Below are 18,434 nucleotides of genomic sequence, written 5' to 3' on the forward strand. Positions count from 1 at the left end.
CCCCCGTTGCTCGCTAGCATCGGCCACCCCCTCCACGCAGTCGGACCATGTCTTCTACGACCGGCAACAACAGCCCATACGGAAATGAGCAGGGTCTGACCGCTCCGCTGGACACCCGCTACCGCGTCGAGACGCCCGAGGGCATCGACCTGCTGCTGCGCCCCGCCAGCCTCCTGCCACGCGCCCTGGCGTTCTTCATTGACCTGCTGATCCGTGGCGGCATCCTCCTGGTGATGTTCGTGGTCCTTGCCCTGCTCGGCCAGTTCGGCATCGGCCTGGGGATGATCCTGCTGTTCCTGGTCAACTGGTGGTACATGGTGCTGTTCGAGGTGCTCAACCAGGGGCGTTCCCCCGGCAAGCAGGTGATGGGCCTGCGCGTGGTGCATGACGACGGCACCCCGGTGGGCTGGGCCTCCTCCCTGGTGCGCAACCTGCTGCGCTTCGTCGACCTGCTGCCCTTCGGCTACACCCTCGGGCTGATCAGCAGCCTGCTCAACCCGGCCTTCAAGCGCCTGGGCGACATCGCCGCCGGGACCCTGGTGGTCTACCGCGAAGAGAAGGCCAGCCGCCCGAACCTGCCCGAGGCCACGCCCCTGCGCTCGCCGGTGCCCCTGAGCCTGGAGGAGCAGCGCGCCATCCTCGGCTTCGCCGAGCGCCAGGCCGGCCTCTCCACCGGCCGCCGTGCCGAGCTGGCCGGCATCCTCGCCGCGCCCCTGGAAACACCACCCGAACAGGCCGAAGCCACACTCAACGGCATTGCCCGCGGCCTACTGGGAAGCCCATGAAACAGAGCCTCTTCGAACACCGCCACCAGGCCGGCTGGAACCGCTTCGCCGCCCAGCTCGACGCCCTGGAACGCGGCAAGGCCGACCCCGCCAACTGCGAAACCTTCGCCGCGGAGTACCGCCACCTCTGCCAGCAGCTCTCCCTCGCCCAGGAGCGCGGCTACAGCAGCCACCTGATCGACCAGCTGCAGCACCTGGCCATGCGCGGCCACCAGCAGTTCTACCGCCACCGCAGCCACCTGGGTGCGCAGATCCTCGGCTTCATCCTCGGCGGCTTCCCGCGCCTGGTGCGCGAACAGTGGCGCAGCATCGCCGTTTCCAGCCTGCTGTTCTACGGCACCCTCATTCTCATGGGCGTGCTGGTCTACTGCTTCCCCGACCTGGTCTACAGCGTCGTCTCGCCGGAACAGGTCAGCGAGATGGATTCGATGTACGAGCCGGACGCCCACCGCATCGGCGCCAGCAAGCGCGACGCCAGCGACGACTGGATGATGTTCGGCCACTACATCATGAACAACATCGGCATCGGCTTTCAGACCTACGCCGGTGGCCTGCTCTTCGGGGTCGGCAGCCTGTTCTTCATCCTCTTCAACGGCCTGATGATCGGCGCCATCGCCGGCCACCTGACCCAGGCCGGCTACGGCGAAACCTTCTGGTCCTTCGTCATCGGCCACGGTGCCTTCGAGCTCACCGCCATCACCTTCGCCGGCGCCGCCGGGTTACAGCTCGGCTGGTCCCTGCTGGCCCCTGGTCGCCATACCCGTGCCGAATCCCTGCGCCTGGCCGGCGCCCGCAGCGTGCGTCTGGTGGCCGGGGTGATCCTGATGTTGCTGATCGCTGCCTTCATCGAGGCCTACTGGTCCTCCATGACCTTTGCCACACCCCTGGTGAAGTACGTCGTCGGCAGCAGCCTGTGGCTGCTGGTGGGCTGCTATTTCACCTTCGTCGGACGGGGTAGCCATGCGCCTGACTGACGCCTCCGTCGCCATCCGCCCACGCAGCGCCTGGGAGGCCATGGACCTGGGCGTCCTGCTGGCCCGTCGCCACGCCGGCCTGCTGATGGCCAGTTGGGCGCTGACCACCCTGCCGGTGTTCATCGTCATCAGCCTGCTGCTGTGGAAGTACTCCACCTGGGCCTTCATCGCCTTCTGGTGGCTAAAGCCGCTATTCGAACGCCTGCCGCTGTACATCCTTTCCCGCGCCCTGTTCGGCGACACCCCGACCCTGCGCGAAGCACTCAAGGCCTGGCCGACCCTGGCCAAGCGGCAGATCATCGCCAGCCTGACCTGGCGCCGCTTCAGCCCCACCCGCAGTTTCGACATGCCGGTCATGCAGCTCGAAGTGCTGTCAGGCGCCGCCCGTAGCCAGCGCCTCACCGTGCTGGGTCAGCGCGATGCCGGCGGCGCCACCTGGCTGACCATCATCGGCATGCACCTGGAGTGGGCGCTGTTCACCGGTTTCATCACGCTTCTCTACCTGATGCTGCCCCAGCAACTGATCATCGACATGGACTGGCAGAAGCTGCTGCAAGCCCAGGATGGCGACTGGGTCTGGATCGAGCACCTGTCCAACCTGTTCTATGCCCTGGTGCTGGTGATCTGGGAGCCGGTCTACGTCGCCTGCGGCTTCACCCTCTACCTGAACCGCCGCACCCAGTTGGAAGCCTGGGACATCGAACTGGTGTTCCGCCGCCTGCGCCAGCGTCTCACCGGAGTCGCCTATGCCCTGCTGCTGGGCCTGAGCGTCGGCCTGGCCTTCACCCTGCCTTCAGCCCCGGCCGTCGCAGAGGAAACCACGGCCGAGTCGGCGCCCGACACGGCCACTGCCGGCGACAAGGCCGCCGCCAAGCCGGAAGAGAAAATCGACCCGATGGGCCCCGAGGCCGACCGCCTGCTCAACCAGCCCCTCACCAGCACCGCCTCCCGGGACAACATCAAGGCCATTCTCGACGCCCCGCCCTTCACCAACCGCGAGACGGTCACCCGCTGGCGCCTGCATGAGGATGAGAAGCCGGAGAAGAAGCAGGAAGAGCTGAGCCAGGACGACAAGGACGCCCTCGAAGGCTTCATCCGCGGCCTCATGGCCCTGGGGGATTTCTGGAAATCCCTCGGTTTCCTCGCCAAGGTCATCGAGGTCCTGCTCTGGACCCTGGTCATCAGCCTGGTGTTGCTGCTGGTCTGGCGCTACCGCGAATGGCTCTCCACCTTCGTCGACCGGATCGGCCTGCCCGCCCGCATCCGCCGCGATACCCCCACCCAACTGTTCGGCCTGGAAGTGGCGCCCGAAAGCCTGCCCGACGATGTCGCCGCCGAAGCCGAACGCCTCTGGAGCGAACACCCCCGCGAAGCTCTCGGCCTGCTCTACCGTGCCCTGCTCAGCCGGCTGTTGCACGACTTCCGCCTGCCCCTCAAGGGCTCCCACACCGAAGGCGAGGTGCTGCAATTGGTTCAAGCCCTGGAGCGTGACGATCTTGGGCGCTTCACCCAGGTACTGACCCGCCACTGGCAGAACCTCGCCTACGGCCACCAGATGCCGCCGGAAACCCTCAAGCGCGGCCTCTGTGAAGGCTGGCGCCGACTGTTCGCCCAGGGGGCCAGCGCATGAGCCGTCGCGGCCAGTTCATCCTTGGCGCCCTCGCCTTCCTGATCATCGGCCTCATCGCCATCTACCTGCTCGGCCGCCTGGAGCCCTACGAGGAGACCCTCGAACTGGGCGCAGCCCCCGAGGCCCGTCAGGACGATTACCTGGCCGCCCAGTACTACCTCAAGCGCCAGGGCATCGAAGCCAGCCGGGCCGACAACCTCAGCGTGCTGGACACCCTGCCCGCCCCCGGCAACACCCTGCTGCTGATCGCCAGCCGCACGAACATGACCCCCTCCCAGGCCGACCGCGTCCTGGAATGGGCCAGCAAGGGCGGTCACCTGCTGTTCGTCGCCGAAGCCCTCTACGACGAAGAAACCGGCACCAGCGATGACCTGCTGCTCAACCGCCTCGGCATCCAGCAGTTCGACGCCGAGGAACTCGACGACGTCGACGAGGATGCGTCCGAGAGCGCAGCGGACGACGAGCAGGCAACGGACAGCGAAGACGCCGACAGCGAGGCCGACAGCAACGAAGACGCCGACGTCGACGCAGGCATCGACGAAGAGACCCAGCAGGCCGAAGCCCCTGCCGACGAACAGGACGCGGACGAGCAGCCCGAAGCGGACAGCGAGAACAGCAAGGAGCCCTACCCCGAGCTGACCAAGCTCTACCTGGAGAACGAAGACGCGCCGGCCTACATCGAATTCGACACCCGCTTCCACCTGTACGACAGCGAGGACCGCGCCCACGCCTGGGCCAACAGCGACAAGGCCACGCACATGCTGCAACTGAACTACGGCAACGGCCTGGTCACCGTGCTCACCGACAGCTGGATCTGGCAGAACGACAACATCGCCGACCACGACAACGCCTGGCTGCTCTGGTACCTGACCCAGGACACCCACGCCACGCTGCTCTACAACGCCGACCGCGACGACCTGGCCAGCCTGCTCGGCCGCCACTTCCCCGAAGCCCTGGCCGCCCTCGCCCTGCTGATCCTGTTCGGCCTGTGGCACGTCGGCCTGCGCCAGGGCCCGCAGATCGCCCCGGCGAACCGGGCGCGCCGGCAACTGGAAGAGCACCTGCGCGCCAGTGCCGACTTCCTCCTGCGCCGCAGCGGCAACCAGGTACTGCTGCGCCACCTGCAGGGCGACATCCTGCGCCGCGCCCGTCGTCGTCACCCCGGTTTCGAACGCCTCGGCGTGGCCGAGCAGTGGCAGGTGCTCAGCCGCCTCAGCCGCCTGCCTCCCAGCGCCATCAGCCAGGCCATGCGGCCGCTGCCCAAGCAGCGCCTCAGCGCCTCCGAATTCACCCGCCAGGTCGCCCACCTGCAAAGCCTCAGGAATGCCCTATGAGCGAACAGAAGCCCGATCAGCCGATCACCAACGAAGCCGAAGGCCTCAACCTGGACCTCGCCGACGTGACCTCGGACGCCACCGCCACGCCCCAGCCCGCCCAAGCGGCACCGGCTGCTGCCGCACCGGCGCCTGCCCCGCAGCCGGCGCCCGCACAGCCCACTGCCGCCAGCTCCCAGCGCCAGCGCGCCAGCCAGCTCGCCCAGGCCCTGCGCCAGGAGCTGCAGAAGGCCGTGGTCGGCCAGGTGCAGGTCATCGACGACGTGCTCACCGCTCTGCTGGCCGGCGGCCACGTGCTGGTGGAAGGCGTGCCCGGCCTCGGCAAGACCCTGCTGGTGCGCGCCCTGGCCCGCTGCTTCGGCGGTGAGTTCTCGCGTATCCAGTTCACCCCCGACCTGATGCCCAGCGACGTCACCGGCCACGCCGTCTACGACATGCAGAGCGAGCAGTTCAAACTGCGCAAGGGCCCGGTGTTCACCAACCTGCTGCTGGCGGACGAAATCAACCGCGCCCCCGCCAAGACCCAGGCCGCCCTGCTGGAGGTGATGCAGGAACGCCAGGTCACCCTGGAAGGCCGTGCCCTGGCCGTGCCCCAGCCGTTCCTGGTGATGGCCACCCAGAACCCCATCGAGCAGGAAGGCACCTACCCCCTGCCCGAGGCCGAGCTGGACCGCTTCATGCTCAAGCTGCGCATGGACTACCCCGAAGCCGGCGAAGAACTCGCCCTGGTGCGCCAGGTGACCCGCTCCGCCCGTGCCGACATGCTGGAAGTGGCGCCCCTGCGCACCCTGCTGCAGGCCAAGGACGTCCAGGCGCTGCAACGCATCGCCAGCGAACTGCCGATCGACGACCAGGTGCTCGACTACGCCGTGCGCCTGGCCCGCGCCACCCGTAGCTGGCCGGGCCTGGCCATGGGTGCCGGCCCGCGCGCCTCCATCGCCCTGGTGCGTGGCGGCCGTGCCCGCGCCCTGCTGCGCGGTGGCGACTTCGTGCTCCCCGACGACGTCAAGGCCTGCGCCCTGGCCGTGCTGCGCCACCGCGTGCGCCTGTCGCCCGAACTGGACATCGAAGGCCGCTCCGTCGACGACGTCCTCCAGCAACTGCTCGACCAGGTGCCGGCGCCCCGCCTATGAAGCCATCGCGCCTCCTGCTGGCCCTGCTGGGCGTCCTGCTGGCGCTCGGCATCGTGCTCGGCACCCTGGATGCCCTCAAGGTCGGTACGCCGGCACAGCTCCACCTCATCTGGTGGGGCCTGCTCGGCGCCCTTGGCTTCATCGCCGCCCTCGACGCCACCTGGCTCCGCCAGTTGCCCTCGCCGCGGCTGGAGCGCCAGTTGCACGGCAACCTGTCCCTCGGTCGCTGGGGCGAAGTGCGCATGATCGTGCACCATCCCTACGCTCGCGAACTGGCACTGAAGGTGTTCGACCACGTACCCGAAGGCATGGAGTTCGAGCACCTGCCCCAGGCAGTCGACCTGCAGCCCGGCAACACCACCGAATTCGGCTACCGTGTCCGCCCGCTGGCCCGCGGCCGCTTCGTCTTCCCCCGCTGCGAGCTGGAGCTGCCCAGCCCGCTGGGGCTCTGGGGCCATCGTCGGCGTCTGGAGATGAGCGACGAAACCCGCGTCTACCCCGATTTCGCCCGCCTCTACGGCGCTCAGTTGATGGCGGTGGACGACTGGATCAGCCAGCTCGGCGTGCGCCAGCGCCCGCGCCGTGGCCTGGGGCTGGAGTTCCACCAGCTGCGGGAATTCCGCGACGGCGACACCCTGCGGCAGATCGACTGGAAGGCCACCGCCCGCAAGCGCATGCCGATCGCCCGTGAGTACCAGGACGAACGCGACCAGCAGATCGTCTTCATGCTCGATTGCGGCCGCCGCATGCGCAGCCAGGACGGCGACCTCTCGCACTTCGACCACGCCCTCAACGCCAGCCTGCTGCTCAGCTACGTGGCCCTGCGCCAGGGCGACGCGGTGGGGCTGTCGACCTTCGCCGGCACGGGCGCGGATCGCTACCTGGCACCGGTCAAGGGCCAGGCGCAGCTCTCGGTGCTGCTCAACGCGGTGTACGACCTGGAAAGCAGCCAGCGCCCCGCCGACTTCGCCACCGCCATCGACGCGCTGCTGGCCAAGCAGCGCCGCCGCGCCCTGGTGGTGCTGGTGACCAACCTGCGCGATGAGGACGACGAGGAATTGCTGACAGCGGTGAAACGCCTGGGCCGGCAGCACCGGGTGCTGGTGGCCAGCCTGCGCGAGGAAGTGCTCGACACCCTGCGCCACACGCCCGTGCAGCGCTATGAGGAAGCCCTCGGCTACTGCGGCACGGTGAGCTACCTCAACGCCCGTAACGGCCTGCACGAGCGGCTGGCCGCCCACGGTGTCCCGGTCCTGGATTGCCGCCCTTCCGAACTGGGCCCCGAACTGGTCAGCCGCTACCTGGCCTGGAAGAAGGCCGGCGTCTTCTGAGGCCCCACCCCGATCAGGCAGAGGCGGCCAAGGGGTGGAAGCTGAAGTAGTAGCGCAGCGCCTCGACCAGCTCCGCGTACTCCAGCGGCGGCTCCACCAGCGAAAAGCCCGAATCGTAGTGGCCGGGGTTCACATCTTCCCGGCTCCAGTGGCACGTGGCGTAGAAATCGATGAAGCGGATCTGCCCGTCATGCGCCGGGATCTTCAGGCGCATGTCGAAACGGGCCCCCACCAGCATGGGCAACTGGCTGACGAGCATCAGGCCATCCAGGGACACATTGCCCAGATAACCCATGGGTTTGTCGGTGATGCGGTTGAACACCTTCAGGTAGTACGGCAGTTGATGGCGTTCGATATGGCGCTGGCTACGCATGATGGCGAATCGCTATTGATGGCCGTTCAGTATGGCCTCACTACTGCACCCAAACCAACTACCGCCCGCAACGCTCCTTGATCGCATCGGTCAGTTTGCGACGAGCGGCGTCCACCTGTTCGGCGCTGTAGTACTGCCGTTCTCCCTTGGCGTCGACGCTGAAATACTGGCCTTCGCGCTTGATCTGCGACAGCTGGGAACGCAACTGCACGCACTGGCTCGCCCGCTCGTTGCGGGCCTGGGCTTCCTTGCGACGCGCCTCTTCCTTCTCCTGACGACGCGCATCGAAGAATTGTTCAGCGCGTTGCAGACGCTCCCGGGTCGCCGCGTCGTCGTCCAGGGCCGGAGGACGGACCTCGACCTGCTGCGCGCCCTCTCGCGGCTGCTCGCTGAAATGCACCTGGCCGTTGGCATCCGTCCAGCGGTAGATCTCGGCCGACGCCAGGCCGGAACAGGCCAGCAGGCAGAAAAGCAGATGACGCATGGATTCTCCCTGTCCCGCCACGCCCACCGTCAGAGGGGCGCCGCGTTCGGTTTGGCCGCACTGCCCAGTTGCCCGATGCGCTCCAGGGTCTCGAGACGAGCCTTGGCACGGAAGGCGTATTCGCTGCTGGGGTAGCGGTTGATGATGAAATGGTAGGTCTGCGCCGCATCCACGAACAGGCTCTGGCGCTCCAGGCACTGGCCACGCAACAAGGAAATTTCCGGCTGCATGTAACTGCGCGAGCGGCTGCTGCGCTCGGCCTTGGACAGCTCGAGCATCGCCTCCTCGCAATTGCCTTCGTCATAGGCCTCGTAGGCGTTGTTCAGGTGCCGGTCAAGGGACCAGCGGGTGCAGCCGGCAAGGCCGACCAGCAGGGCCAGGATGATGAACGTGCGCATTGGGGTGTCTCCTCCGTTGGCGAGTATATCGGCGCTCCCGGGGATTTCTGCAACGCCTTCCGCCGGCCGGGCATAACCTCCGATGGGACTTGCATGGCTCCGCAACGACGCCCCCGGCGGCGCTGCTAGACTCCCGCCGTCCGGCCCAAGCGCCCCCTGGAGCCCCCATGCGCCACCTCCGCCCTGCCCTGCTCGCCAGTTGCCTGCTCGCCCTGTCCGCGTGCGCGCCGACCACCCCGTTGTTCATCGCCCAGATCACCACCAACGAAGTGGTCGAGCAGAAGGCCCTGAAGAACGCCCGCATGGCAGCGGCCGTGGAGGAAGAGGGCGACCTGCTCACCTACAGCGCCATGGCCATCCGCGACGGCACCAGCGCCAAGGCCGAGGCGCTGTACATGACCGGCTACCGCGACCGGCAGTTCACCGCCGAAGTCCGCGCCATCGCCCTCTACCAGATCGGCCTCATCTACATGAGCCGCTACAACGACCAGCGCGACGACACCCGGGCCCTCAACCTGTTCTATCAGGTCACCAACGAATTCCCCGGCACCCACGCCGCCGAGCATGCCCAGGCGCGCATCCTGATGATTCAGAAACGGGCCGAAGCGCCGGTGCAGAAGACCGCCCGCGAGCTGCTGGCGGACTGGAAGCCCAGCCAGGACCTCGACCTCTACCAGCGCGACCTGGACCCCGACATGACCCTGCTGTCACGCCGCGCCGTGCTCAAGGACCGGGTCGGCGAAGCCGAGCAGCTCTACGCGCTGGCACTGATCGACGACCATGTGCAGCCGGATATAAAGGCCCGTTCCCTGTACCAGATGGCCCTGATGAACCTGGCGCCGGCCAATCCCCATGCAGACCGCCAGAAGGCCGTGGGCTACCTGCGTCGCCTGCTGGCCGAATTCCCCGAAGCCGAACAGGCCGAGCACGCCGCCCGCCACCTGGACATGGCCCTGAACCCCGGCGTGAAGTGACGGCATGCACCCGCCGCGCGGGTAGTAGAAATGGAGCGAGACTACAGCCGAAGGGCGGTGTAGCCTCGGGCTCTGCTTTGAAACTGGAGCCTTCGCATGTCCTTCCGCCGTACCAAGATAGTCGCCACCCTCGGCCCGGCCAGTAACTCACCCGAGGTGCTGGAGCAACTGATCATCGCCGGGATCGACGTCGCCCGCCTGAACTTCTCCCACGGCACCCCCGACGAACACAAGGCACGCGCCCGCCTGGTACGCGAGCTGGCGGCCAAGCATGGCCGCTTCGTCGCCCTGCTCGGCGACCTGCAAGGCCCGAAGATCCGCATCGCCAAGTTCGCCGGCAAGCGCATCGAGCTGGAAGTCGGCGACACGTTCCGCTTCTCCGTCACCCATCCGCGTGACGCCGGCAACCAGGAGGTGGTCGGCATCGACTACCCGGACCTGATCAAGGACTGCGGCGTCGGCGACGAACTGCTGCTGGACGACGGCCGCGTGGTCATGCGCGTCGACGCCAGCACCGCCGACGAACTGCACTGCACCGTACTGATCGGCGGCCCACTGTCCGACCACAAGGGCATCAACCGTCGCGGCGGTGGCCTCACCGCCCCGGCCCTGACCGCCAAGGACAAGGCCGACATCAAGCTCGCTGCCGAAATGGAGCTGGACTACCTGGCCGTCTCCTTCCCCCGTGACGCCGCCGACATGGAACTGGCCCGCCGTCTGCGCGACGAGGCCGGTGGTACCGCCTGGCTGGTGGCCAAGATCGAGCGCGCCGAAGCCGTGGCCGATGACGAAGCCCTCGACGGCCTGATCCGCGCCAGCGATGCCGTGATGGTGGCCCGTGGCGACCTGGGCGTGGAGATCGGCGACGCCGAGCTGGTGGGCATCCAGAAAAAGATCATCCTGCATGCCCGCCGCTACAACAAAGCCGTGATCACCGCGACCCAGATGATGGAGTCGATGATCCACAGCCCCATGCCGACCCGCGCGGAAGTCTCCGACGTAGCCAACGCCGTGCTCGACTACACCGACGCCGTGATGCTCTCCGCTGAGAGCGCCGCCGGCGAATACCCGGTGGAGGCGGTCCAGGCCATGGCCCGCGTCTGCGTCGGTGCCGAGAAGCACCCCACCAGCCAGAAGTCCAGCCACCGCCTGGGCCACACCTTCAGCCGCTGCGACGAGAGCGTGGCCCTGGCGACCATGTACACCGCCAACCACTTCCCGGGCGTGAAGGCCATCATCTGCCTGACCGAAAGCGGCTACAGCCCGCTGATCATGTCGCGCATCCGTTCCTCGGTGCCGATCTTCGCCTTCTCCCCCCACCGCACCACCCAGGCGCGCGTGGCCATGTTCCGCGGCGTCTCCACCATCCCCTTCGACCCGGCCGCACTGCCGGCGGACAAGGTCAGCCAGGCCGCCGTGGACGAGTTGCTCAAGCGCGGCATCGTGCAGCAGGGCGACTGGGTCATCCTGACCAAGGGCGACAGCTACCACACCGTCGGCGGCACCAACACCATGAAGATCCTCCACGTCGGCGACCCGCTGGTGTAAGGCATCTGCAGTACGTGAAAAGGCCGCTCATCGAGCGGCCTTTTTTCATGTGCCGACACGGGATGGGTGGGCTGAAGCCCACCCTGCGGGGCCACTCAGGCGAACTTTGAAAAATCGGCGGTGCGCCGCTGCATGAACGCCGACAGCGCCTCGATGGCCTCGGGGGTGCGCAAGCGCTGACCGAACAGCTCGCCCTCTTCCATGATCACCCGGCGCAGTTCCTCGCGGCCGGGCTCGTGCATCAGTCGCTTGCTCACCTCCACCGCCGAAGGCGCGAGCGCCTCGAAGCGGCGGGCCATTTCGCGGGCACGGGCCAGGGTCGCGGCGCCGTCTGCCAGGGCCTCGTTGGCGATGCCCCAGGCGGCGGCCTGCTCACCGGTGAAGGATTCGCCGAGCAGCAGCAGTTCCGCCGCACGGGCATGGCCGAGCAGGCGCGGCAGGATCAGGCTGGAACCGAACTCCGGACACAGCCCCAGGTTGACGAAGGGCATCTTCAGCCTGGCGTCACGGGCCACGTAGACCAGGTCGCAGTGCAGCAGCAGCGTGGTGCCGATGCCCACGGCCGGGCCGCTGACGGCGGCCACCACCGGCTTGCTGAAGTCGAACAGTGCCTTCATGAAGCGGAACACTTCGCTGTCCAGCCCGGACGGCGGCGCCTGGATGAAGTCGGCCACGTCGTTGCCGCTGGTGAAGCAGGTCTCGCTGCCGGTGATCAGCACCGCACGCACGCTGCGGTCCTCGTCGGCGGCGTCCAGCGCATCGGCCAGGGCGCCATACATGGCGCGGGTCAGGGCGTTCTTCTTGTCCTCGCGGTCCATGCGCAGGGTCAGCAGGCCCTGCTCGCGTTCCAGGTGGATGTGTTCGCTCATGGTGGGTCCTCGGCGGTGGCCGCCTCAGACGGAGCGGCTCAGGAATTCGTCGGCCAGCAGTTGGTTGCGGGGCAGGCCCGCGAGGTAGAGCCGGCGGGCGAAGGCCTCGACCCGCTCCGGCCGCCCGCAGAGTAGGGCGACGGTTTGCCGGCTCACAAGCCGGATTTCGGCCAAAACAGCCTGTAGCTGCGCCACCGTCACCAGCTCGACCGTGATGTTGCCATGCTCGGCGGCCAGCGCACGCAAGGGCTCCGCCAGGTAGTGGCCGGCCTCGTCATGGGCCACATGAATGAGCCGGATGGGCCCGGCATGATGCTGGCGCAGCGCCTCCCGCAGCACGCCCCAGATCGGTGCCAACCCCGTGCCGGAGGCCAGCATCAGCAGCGGCCGGGTGTCCCAGGCCGGGTCATAGTGCAGCGCCCCGCCGCCCAGCTCGCCGAGGCGCAGCTCGTCCCCGGGCACCAGGGCCCGGGCGGCATTGCAGAAAGCGCCCGGCGCCCGGCAATCGATGTGGAACTCCAGCCAGGGCGTCTCCCCCGGCAGGCTGGCCAGCGAGTAGGGCCGGGCCACGCCCTCCCCCGTCCACAGCAGCAGGTGCTGCCCGGCGCTGTAGCGCAGCGGTCGTTGTGGCTCCAGGCGCAGGCGCAGCACCTCGCCCCCTAGCCAGTCACAGGCCTCGACCCGAGCCGGGATGCCGTCGCGCTGAGGGTCGAACAGCTCCACCGCCAGGTCCTGCACCACCAGGCACTGGCAGGCCAGGCGCCAGCCCTGCTCACGGCGCTCGGCATCCAGCGCCTCGGGGCGCGCATCGGCCGGCTCGCCGGCGGTCACCCGCACCAGGCAGGCATGGCAACTGCCGGCACGGCAACTGAATGGCACACGGCAGCCGCCGGCATTCAAGGCATCCAGCAGGTTGCTGGCGGGCGCCACGCTCCAGCGGCGCCCGGCGGCTTCGAGCTCAGGCACCCTGGATCTCCCATGCCGCATCGCAGCGGTTGCGGCCATTGCGCTTGGCCCGGTAGAGCGCCTGGTCGGCCCGCTGCAGGGCCTCGTCCAGGTCATCGTTGCAGCCGATCAGGGTCATCCCGGCAGACAGGCTCAGCGCCCCCACCTGCACCCCCACCGGTTCGGCGCTGGCGAAGGCCTCCCGCAGCCGCTCGCAGCAACTGGTCAGGCGGTCGGCATCGCAGTCGGGCAACAGCAGCACGAACTCCTCGCCACCGTAGCGGGCCAGGAGATCGCCATCGCGCAGGCAGGCCCGCGCCACGGCCGCGAAGGTCTGCAGCACCCGGTCGCCGGCCGCGTGGCCATGCTGGTCATTGATGCGCTTGAAGTGGTCGAGGTCGATCAGCGCCAGGCCATGGAAACGGCCCGGCGGCACGCCCCTCATCTCTCGCGCCGCCATGCGCAGGAAGTGCCGGCGGTTGAACAGCCCGGTGAGTTCGTCGGTGGCCACCAGGTCTTCCAGTTGGCGCATCATCCCGCGCAGCGTGTCCTGGTGGGCCTGCAGGGCGAAGCGCCGTTGCCGCATGCGCTGGCGCATCGCCTGGACATAGCTGGCGAACAGCCCCAGCCACACCAGCAGCACGAACAGCGCACACACCTGCAACAGCGCCAGGGCCGGCGACTGCAGGCGCATCTGGTACGCCTCCAGCAGGTTCAGGCCAGCGAAGGCCGTCAGCCCGAAGCCCGCACAGCGCAGGAATACCCGTGGCGGCAGTTGGAACACGCCGAACAGCAGGATCAGCACATACACCACCAGCAGTGCGCCCCGGGCCGGCCCCAGGTCGGCCATCAGCAGGGTGTGCCAGGTCATGGCCACGAGGATCTGCGCCTCAGTCAGGCTGGGGTCGGGGAAACGCAGGTTGCGACCGCTGCGCAGGAGCACGAAGAACACGAGTTGGGAAATGACGATGAGTCCGGTGAAGCCCAGCGCCACCCAGGGCGAGCGCTGGTAGAAACCGCCCAGCACCGCCAGCCAGAACAGAAGCAGCACGAGCGCATAGGTTGCCACTGCCATGCCGAAGCGCTTCAGCAGCAGGCTTTGCAGGCCCCGTTGGGTGGCCCCTCGACTGGATGTGCTCATGGGCTCCGTCCCGTGCTGGCACGATGCCGCCACTCTACGCGCGTGAAAACGAAAAACCTAGGGGACGCCAGCGGTTCGCCGAGGGCCGGTGTCGACTCTTGGCGGGTGTGCCCGGCCTTGAGCACGCGGTATACTTCCGCGCCATTTTCACCCCCAATCCAATGCGCGCCGGGTCGTGGTCCGGCGCTTCCTGATGTTCCCGAATTGAAGAGGAGCGCACCCATGACCGTGATCAAGCAGGACGACCTGATACAGAGCGTCGCCGATGCCCTGCAGTTCATCTCCTATTACCACCCCGTCGACTTCATCCAGGCCATGCACGAGGCCTACCTGCGCGAAGAGTCGCCCGCCGCGCGCGACTCCATGGCGCAGATCCTGATCAACTCGCGCATGTGCGCCACCGGCCACCGCCCCATCTGCCAGGACACCGGCATCGTCACCGTGTTCGTCCGCGTGGGCATGGACGTGCGCTGGGACGGCGCCACCATGAGCGTCGACGACATGATCAACGAAGGCGTGCGCCGCGCCTACAACCTGCCGGAGAACGTCCTGCGCGCCTCCATCCTGGCCGACCCGGCGGGTGCCCGTAAGAACACCAAGGACAACACCCCGGCGGTGATCCACTACTCCATCGTCCCCGGCAACACCGTGGAAGTGGACGTGGCCGCCAAGGGCGGTGGCTCCGAGAACAAGTCGAAGATGGCCATGCTCAACCCGTCCGACTCCATCGTCGACTGGGTCCTCAAGACCGTCCCGACCATGGGCGCCGGCTGGTGCCCGCCGGGCATGCTCGGCATCGGCATCGGTGGTACCGCCGAGAAGGCCGCGGTGATGGCGAAGGAAGTCCTGATGGACCCGATCGACATCCACGAACTGAAGGCCCGCGGCCCGCAGAACAAGATCGAGGAAATGCGCCTCGAACTGTTCGAGAAGGTCAACCAGCTGGGCATCGGCGCCCAGGGCCTGGGTGGCCTGACCACCGTCCTCGACGTGAAGATCATGGACTACCCGACCCACGCCGCCTCCCTGCCGGTGTGCATGATCCCCAACTGCGCCGCCACCCGTCATGCCCACTTCGTGCTCGACGGTTCCGGCCCCGCCGCCCTGGAAGCGCCGCCGCTGGACGCCTACCCGGAGATCGTCTGGGAAGCCGGCCCGAGCGCCCGCCGCGTCGACCTCGACAGCATCACCCCCGAGGACGTGCAGAGCTGGAAGCCGGGCGAGACCCTGCTGCTCAACGGCAAGATGCTCACCGGCCGCGACGCCGCCCACAAGCGCATGGTCGACATGCTCAACAAGGGCGAAGAACTGCCGGTGGACCTCAAGGGCCGCTTCATCTACTACGTCGGCCCGGTCGATCCGGTCGGTGACGAAGTGGTCGGCCCGGCGGGCCCCACCACCGCCACCCGCATGGACAAGTTCACCCGTCAGATCCTGGAAAGCACCGGCCTGCTGGGCATGATCGGCAAGTCCGAGCGTGGCCCCATCGCCATCGAAGCGATCAAGGACAACAAGGCCGTGTACCTGATGGCCGTCGGCGGCGCCGCCTACCTGGTGGCCCAGGCGATCAAGAAGTCCAAGGTCCTGGCCTTCGCCGAACTCGGGATGGAAGCCATCTACGAATTCGACGTGAAGGACATGCCGGTCACCGTCGCCGTCGACACCAACGGCGAGTCGGTGCACATCACCGGCCCGGCGATCTGGAACAAGAAGATCGCCGAAAGCCTCGCGGTGGAAGTGAAGTAAGCCACACCGCAATTGAAAAGCCCGGCCTCGTGCCGGGCTTTTTCATTGGCACTCTTCCGGTAACGCGCTGCTGATCAGTTCACCGCCAAGCGGATTCCAGGCTCCAACCTACTGCCCACCAAATCCCCAAAACGGGACGCACATCCGCAAATGACCGCACGGTCAATTTCAGGAGTGTGAGCCCTTGCACAGTTGCACTCCGACCAGTCGAACGGACGTGCCGCTTTCCTTATTCTCTCGCCCGCTTGTCGGGCCACACCCAGGCAGGTCGCCATAGGAAACCAACACGTCGCCTGGATGCGCAGCAGTCTGTCGAGCTTCACTATGCCCTGGACCCTTCTCCTCTCCCTGTGCCTTCCGGCCGGTACGCGGCTGCCTGCACCTGACCGCCCAAGCGCACCGGGAGCCGTCCGATGAGCCTGTGCCTGCCACGTCGTCTGGCCCGCCTCGCCTGGGCCTGCCTGCTGCTGTGCCCGCTGCTGTGGGCGGAACCGGCCAGCCAGGACAGCGAAGAGCGCTGGACCATCAACATGCGCGACGCCGACATCCGCGACTTCACCGAGCAGGTCGCCAGCATCAGTGGCCAGACCCTGGTGCTCGATCCCCGGGTCAAGGGCCAGGTCACCGTCATCTCCGAATCGCCGCTGACCCTCAGCGAGGTCTACCAACTGTTCCTCTCGGTGATGAGCACCCACGGCTACAGCGTGGTCACCCAGGGCAACCAGGCGCGCATCGTGCCCGATGTGGAAGGCCGCAGCGTGGCCAACAGCCCCACCGGCAGCGGCCCGGAAACCCTGGAGACACGCCTGCTGCAGGTGCAGCAGACGCCGGTCAACGAACTGCTCCCGCTGATCCGCCCGCTGGTGCCGCAGAACGCTCACCTGGCGGCCATCCCCTCCAGCAACTCGCTGATCGTCAGTGACAAGCGCGCCAACATCGAACGCCTGATCGCGCTGATCGCCCAGGTGGACAGCGCCGGTGCCAACGACAGCGTGTTCTACGACCTCAAGCACGCCTGGGCCCGCGACGTCGCCGCAATGCTGCAGGAGAGCCTGCGGCGCGGGCAACCGGCCGGTAACGGCAACGCCCAGGTGATCGCCGACCCGCGCACCAACCGCCTGCTGCTGCTTGGCCCGCCCGAAGCCCGCGAGCGCCTGCTGAAGATGGCCCGCCAACTGGACACCCAGCCCGTGCGCTCGGCCAACACCCGGGTCGTGCGCCTGCGCCATGGCGACGCCAAGGACCTGGCCAAGACCCTCAGCGACCTCTCCGAGCAACTGCGCGGCGCCGCCTCGCCCACCACCACCCAGGCACCGGTGCTGATCCGCGCCGACGAGGGGATCAACGCCCTCATCCTGATGGCCGAGCCGGACATGGTGGCGCAGCTTGAAGACCTGGTGCACCAGCTCGACGTGCCCCGTGCCCAGGTGCTGGTGGAGGCCGCCATCGTCGAGATGTCCGGCGACGTCAGCGAGGCCCTCGGCGTGCAGTGGGCCATCGACGGGCGCTCCGACAGCGGCCCCATCGGCGGCAGCAACTTCAGCAACACCGGGCTCTCGGTGGGCACCCTGCTCGGCGCCATCGACGCCAAGACCCCGGTCAACCTGCCCGACGGTGCCATCGTCGGCATCGGCAACAAGAACTTCGGCGCGCTGATCACCGCCCTCTCCGCCAACGGCAACAGCAACCTGCTCTCCACCCCCAGCCTGCTGACTCTGGACAACCAGAAGGCCGAGATCCTCGTGGGGCAGAACGTGCCCTTCCAGACCGGCTCGTACACCACCGACGCCGCCGGGGCCAACAACCCCTTCACCACCATCGAGCGCAAGGATGTCGGCGTCACCCTCAAGGTCACCCCGCACATCAACGAAGGCGGCACGTTGCGCCTGGTGATCGAGCAGGAGATTTCCTCCATCGCCCCCAGCACCGGCGCTGCCTCCCGCGCGGTGGACCTGGTCACCAACAAACGCATGATCAAGAGCACCGTACTGGCCGACAACGGCCAGGTGATCGTGCTCGGCGGCCTGATCCAGGACGACGTCACCCGCAGCGAAAGCAAGGTCCCGCTGCTGGGCGACATGCCCCTGGTGGGCGGCCTGTTCCGCTCCAGCAAGGACGTCAACGTCAAGCGCAACCTGATGGTCTTCCTGCGGCCCAGCGTGGTCCGCGATGGCACCCGCCTGGCCGACCTCAGCCAGGAGAAGTACCTCGACCTGCGGCAGCAGGCCGCCGGGTCAAGCGCCCAGCGCAGCCTGCCCCAGGAGCCGGCGCAGTTGTTCAAGTCCACCCGTGCAGCCGCCCCCGCTGCCCCGGTCGCCACGGCACCCGCCCCGGTTCCCGCGCCCAGGCCAGCCCAGACTCCAACCCCGGCCCAGCCCTACGCCGCCCCCGCTGAAACGCCCCTGCAGGGCAGCGCCCACCCCGTGGCGGCTACCCCCCCGCCAGCGGTACAGCCCCCAGCGCCTACGGCTCCGGCCCAGCCGACCACCGCTCCGGCGCCAGCTCCCGCCGCCCCGCAGCGCTACAGCATCAACCTGATCGAAGGCAGCAGCGAGCAGTACATGCGCGCACTGATGGCCCGCCACCCCGGCGCGCCCCTGCGCATCCAGCATTCGCAGCGCAACGGCCAGGACTGGTACCGCATGTTCTACGGCGAGTACTCCCAGGCCGACCTGGCCGAGCGCGCCTTGCGCGACCTGCCCGCCACACTGCCCAGCCATCGGGGACGGGTCACGGCGCTCTGAGGCTCAGGCTCACAACAATCACAAC

General features: G+C 67.9%; 16 protein-coding genes. 10 read left to right on the top strand and 6 right to left on the bottom strand.

The features are described 5' to 3' along the window. Positions 1 to 47 precede the first annotated feature (47 nt). Genes A7D27_RS01260 through A7D27_RS01285 form a run of 6 tightly spaced genes read left to right on the top strand, consistent with a single transcriptional unit; the run spans position 48 to position 7,187 of the window. Positions 48 to 785: an RDD family protein gene (locus A7D27_RS01260; RefSeq protein ID WP_069561350.1), complete on the top strand. Its 738-nt coding sequence runs from the start codon at positions 48 to 50 to the stop codon at positions 783 to 785. Then, entirely contained in the window at positions 782 to 1,759 is a 978-nt protein-coding gene (locus A7D27_RS01265) for a stage II sporulation protein M (protein WP_069561351.1), read from the top strand. Before A7D27_RS01260 ends, A7D27_RS01265 begins: the two co-directional genes overlap by 4 nt. Beyond that, positions 1,746 to 3,389 (top strand): DUF4129 domain-containing protein, encoded by a 1,644-nt coding sequence (locus tag A7D27_RS01270; RefSeq protein ID WP_069563892.1) that lies wholly within the window; start codon positions 1,746 to 1,748, stop codon positions 3,387 to 3,389. Before A7D27_RS01265 ends, A7D27_RS01270 begins: the two co-directional genes overlap by 14 nt. After that, entirely contained in the window at positions 3,386 to 4,723 is a 1,338-nt protein-coding gene (locus tag A7D27_RS01275) for a DUF4350 domain-containing protein (protein ID WP_069561353.1), read from the top strand. The genes A7D27_RS01270 and A7D27_RS01275 overlap by 4 nt, the downstream gene beginning before the upstream one ends. Continuing rightward, entirely contained in the window at positions 4,720 to 5,856 is a 1,137-nt protein-coding gene (locus A7D27_RS01280; protein ID WP_240915824.1) for a MoxR family ATPase, read from the top strand. The genes A7D27_RS01275 and A7D27_RS01280 overlap by 4 nt, the downstream gene beginning before the upstream one ends. Continuing rightward, positions 5,853 to 7,187, top strand: coding sequence for a DUF58 domain-containing protein (locus A7D27_RS01285; protein WP_069563893.1), 1,335 nt, complete (start codon positions 5,853 to 5,855; stop codon positions 7,185 to 7,187). The genes A7D27_RS01280 and A7D27_RS01285 overlap by 4 nt, the downstream gene beginning before the upstream one ends. A 13-nt stretch (positions 7,188 to 7,200) precedes the next feature. Here the strand turns inward: A7D27_RS01285 and A7D27_RS01290 are convergent, their stop codons facing one another. Genes A7D27_RS01290 through A7D27_RS01300 form a run of 3 tightly spaced genes read right to left on the bottom strand, consistent with a single transcriptional unit; the run spans position 7,201 to position 8,442 of the window. Next, positions 7,201 to 7,560, bottom strand: coding sequence for a PilZ domain-containing protein (locus A7D27_RS01290; RefSeq protein WP_069561355.1), 360 nt, complete (start codon positions 7,558 to 7,560; stop codon positions 7,201 to 7,203). A 58-nt stretch (positions 7,561 to 7,618) separates the two neighbouring features. Beyond that, a complete protein-coding gene (locus tag A7D27_RS01295; protein ID WP_069561356.1) occupies positions 7,619 to 8,044 on the bottom strand; it encodes a DUF4124 domain-containing protein in 426 nt (141 codons plus the stop codon). 29 nt (positions 8,045 to 8,073) lie between these two features. Next, positions 8,074 to 8,442: a tol-pal system YbgF family protein gene (locus A7D27_RS01300; RefSeq protein ID WP_069561357.1), complete on the bottom strand. Its 369-nt coding sequence runs from the start codon at positions 8,440 to 8,442 to the stop codon at positions 8,074 to 8,076. Positions 8,443 to 8,609: 167 nt separating this feature from the next. On the opposite strand from A7D27_RS01300, the gene A7D27_RS01305 reads away from it, so the two are divergent. Beyond that, entirely contained in the window at positions 8,610 to 9,416 is an 807-nt protein-coding gene (locus A7D27_RS01305; RefSeq protein WP_069563894.1) for a tetratricopeptide repeat protein, read from the top strand. A gap of 96 nt (positions 9,417 to 9,512) precedes the next feature. Further along, complete coding sequence (pyk, locus tag A7D27_RS01310; protein WP_069563895.1) at positions 9,513 to 10,964, top strand: pyruvate kinase; 1,452 nt, start codon at positions 9,513 to 9,515, stop codon at positions 10,962 to 10,964. 95 nt (positions 10,965 to 11,059) lie between these two features. Here pyk and A7D27_RS01315 read toward each other — a convergent pair whose 3' ends face one another. From A7D27_RS01315 to A7D27_RS01325, 3 genes are read right to left on the bottom strand one after another with little or no spacing between them, the layout of a single operon-like run. Continuing rightward, positions 11,060 to 11,833, bottom strand: coding sequence for an enoyl-CoA hydratase (locus A7D27_RS01315; protein WP_069563896.1), 774 nt, complete (start codon positions 11,831 to 11,833; stop codon positions 11,060 to 11,062). Positions 11,834 to 11,857: 24 nt separating this feature from the next. Then, complete coding sequence (locus A7D27_RS01320) at positions 11,858 to 12,799, bottom strand: iron-sulfur-binding ferredoxin reductase (RefSeq protein WP_069563897.1); 942 nt, start codon at positions 12,797 to 12,799, stop codon at positions 11,858 to 11,860. Then, positions 12,792 to 13,919 carry a diguanylate cyclase gene (locus A7D27_RS01325; protein ID WP_069563898.1) on the bottom strand — a complete coding sequence of 376 codons (1,128 nt, stop codon included), beginning with the start codon at positions 13,917 to 13,919 and terminating at the stop codon, positions 12,792 to 12,794. The genes A7D27_RS01320 and A7D27_RS01325 overlap by 8 nt, the downstream gene beginning before the upstream one ends. Positions 13,920 to 14,141: 222 nt before the next feature. On the opposite strand from A7D27_RS01325, the gene A7D27_RS01330 reads away from it, so the two are divergent. Beyond that, positions 14,142 to 15,665: a fumarate hydratase gene (locus A7D27_RS01330; RefSeq protein ID WP_069561363.1), complete on the top strand. Its 1,524-nt coding sequence runs from the start codon at positions 14,142 to 14,144 to the stop codon at positions 15,663 to 15,665. A gap of 413 nt (positions 15,666 to 16,078) precedes the next feature. Then, positions 16,079 to 18,409: a type II secretion system secretin GspD gene (gene gspD, locus A7D27_RS01335; RefSeq protein WP_069563899.1), complete on the top strand. Its 2,331-nt coding sequence runs from the start codon at positions 16,079 to 16,081 to the stop codon at positions 18,407 to 18,409. Positions 18,410 to 18,434 lie beyond the last annotated feature (25 nt).

Origin of the sequence: Pseudomonas sp. 1D4 (assembly GCF_001728925.1) — a bacterium.
GTDB lineage: Bacteria > Pseudomonadota > Gammaproteobacteria > Pseudomonadales > Pseudomonadaceae > Metapseudomonas > Metapseudomonas otitidis.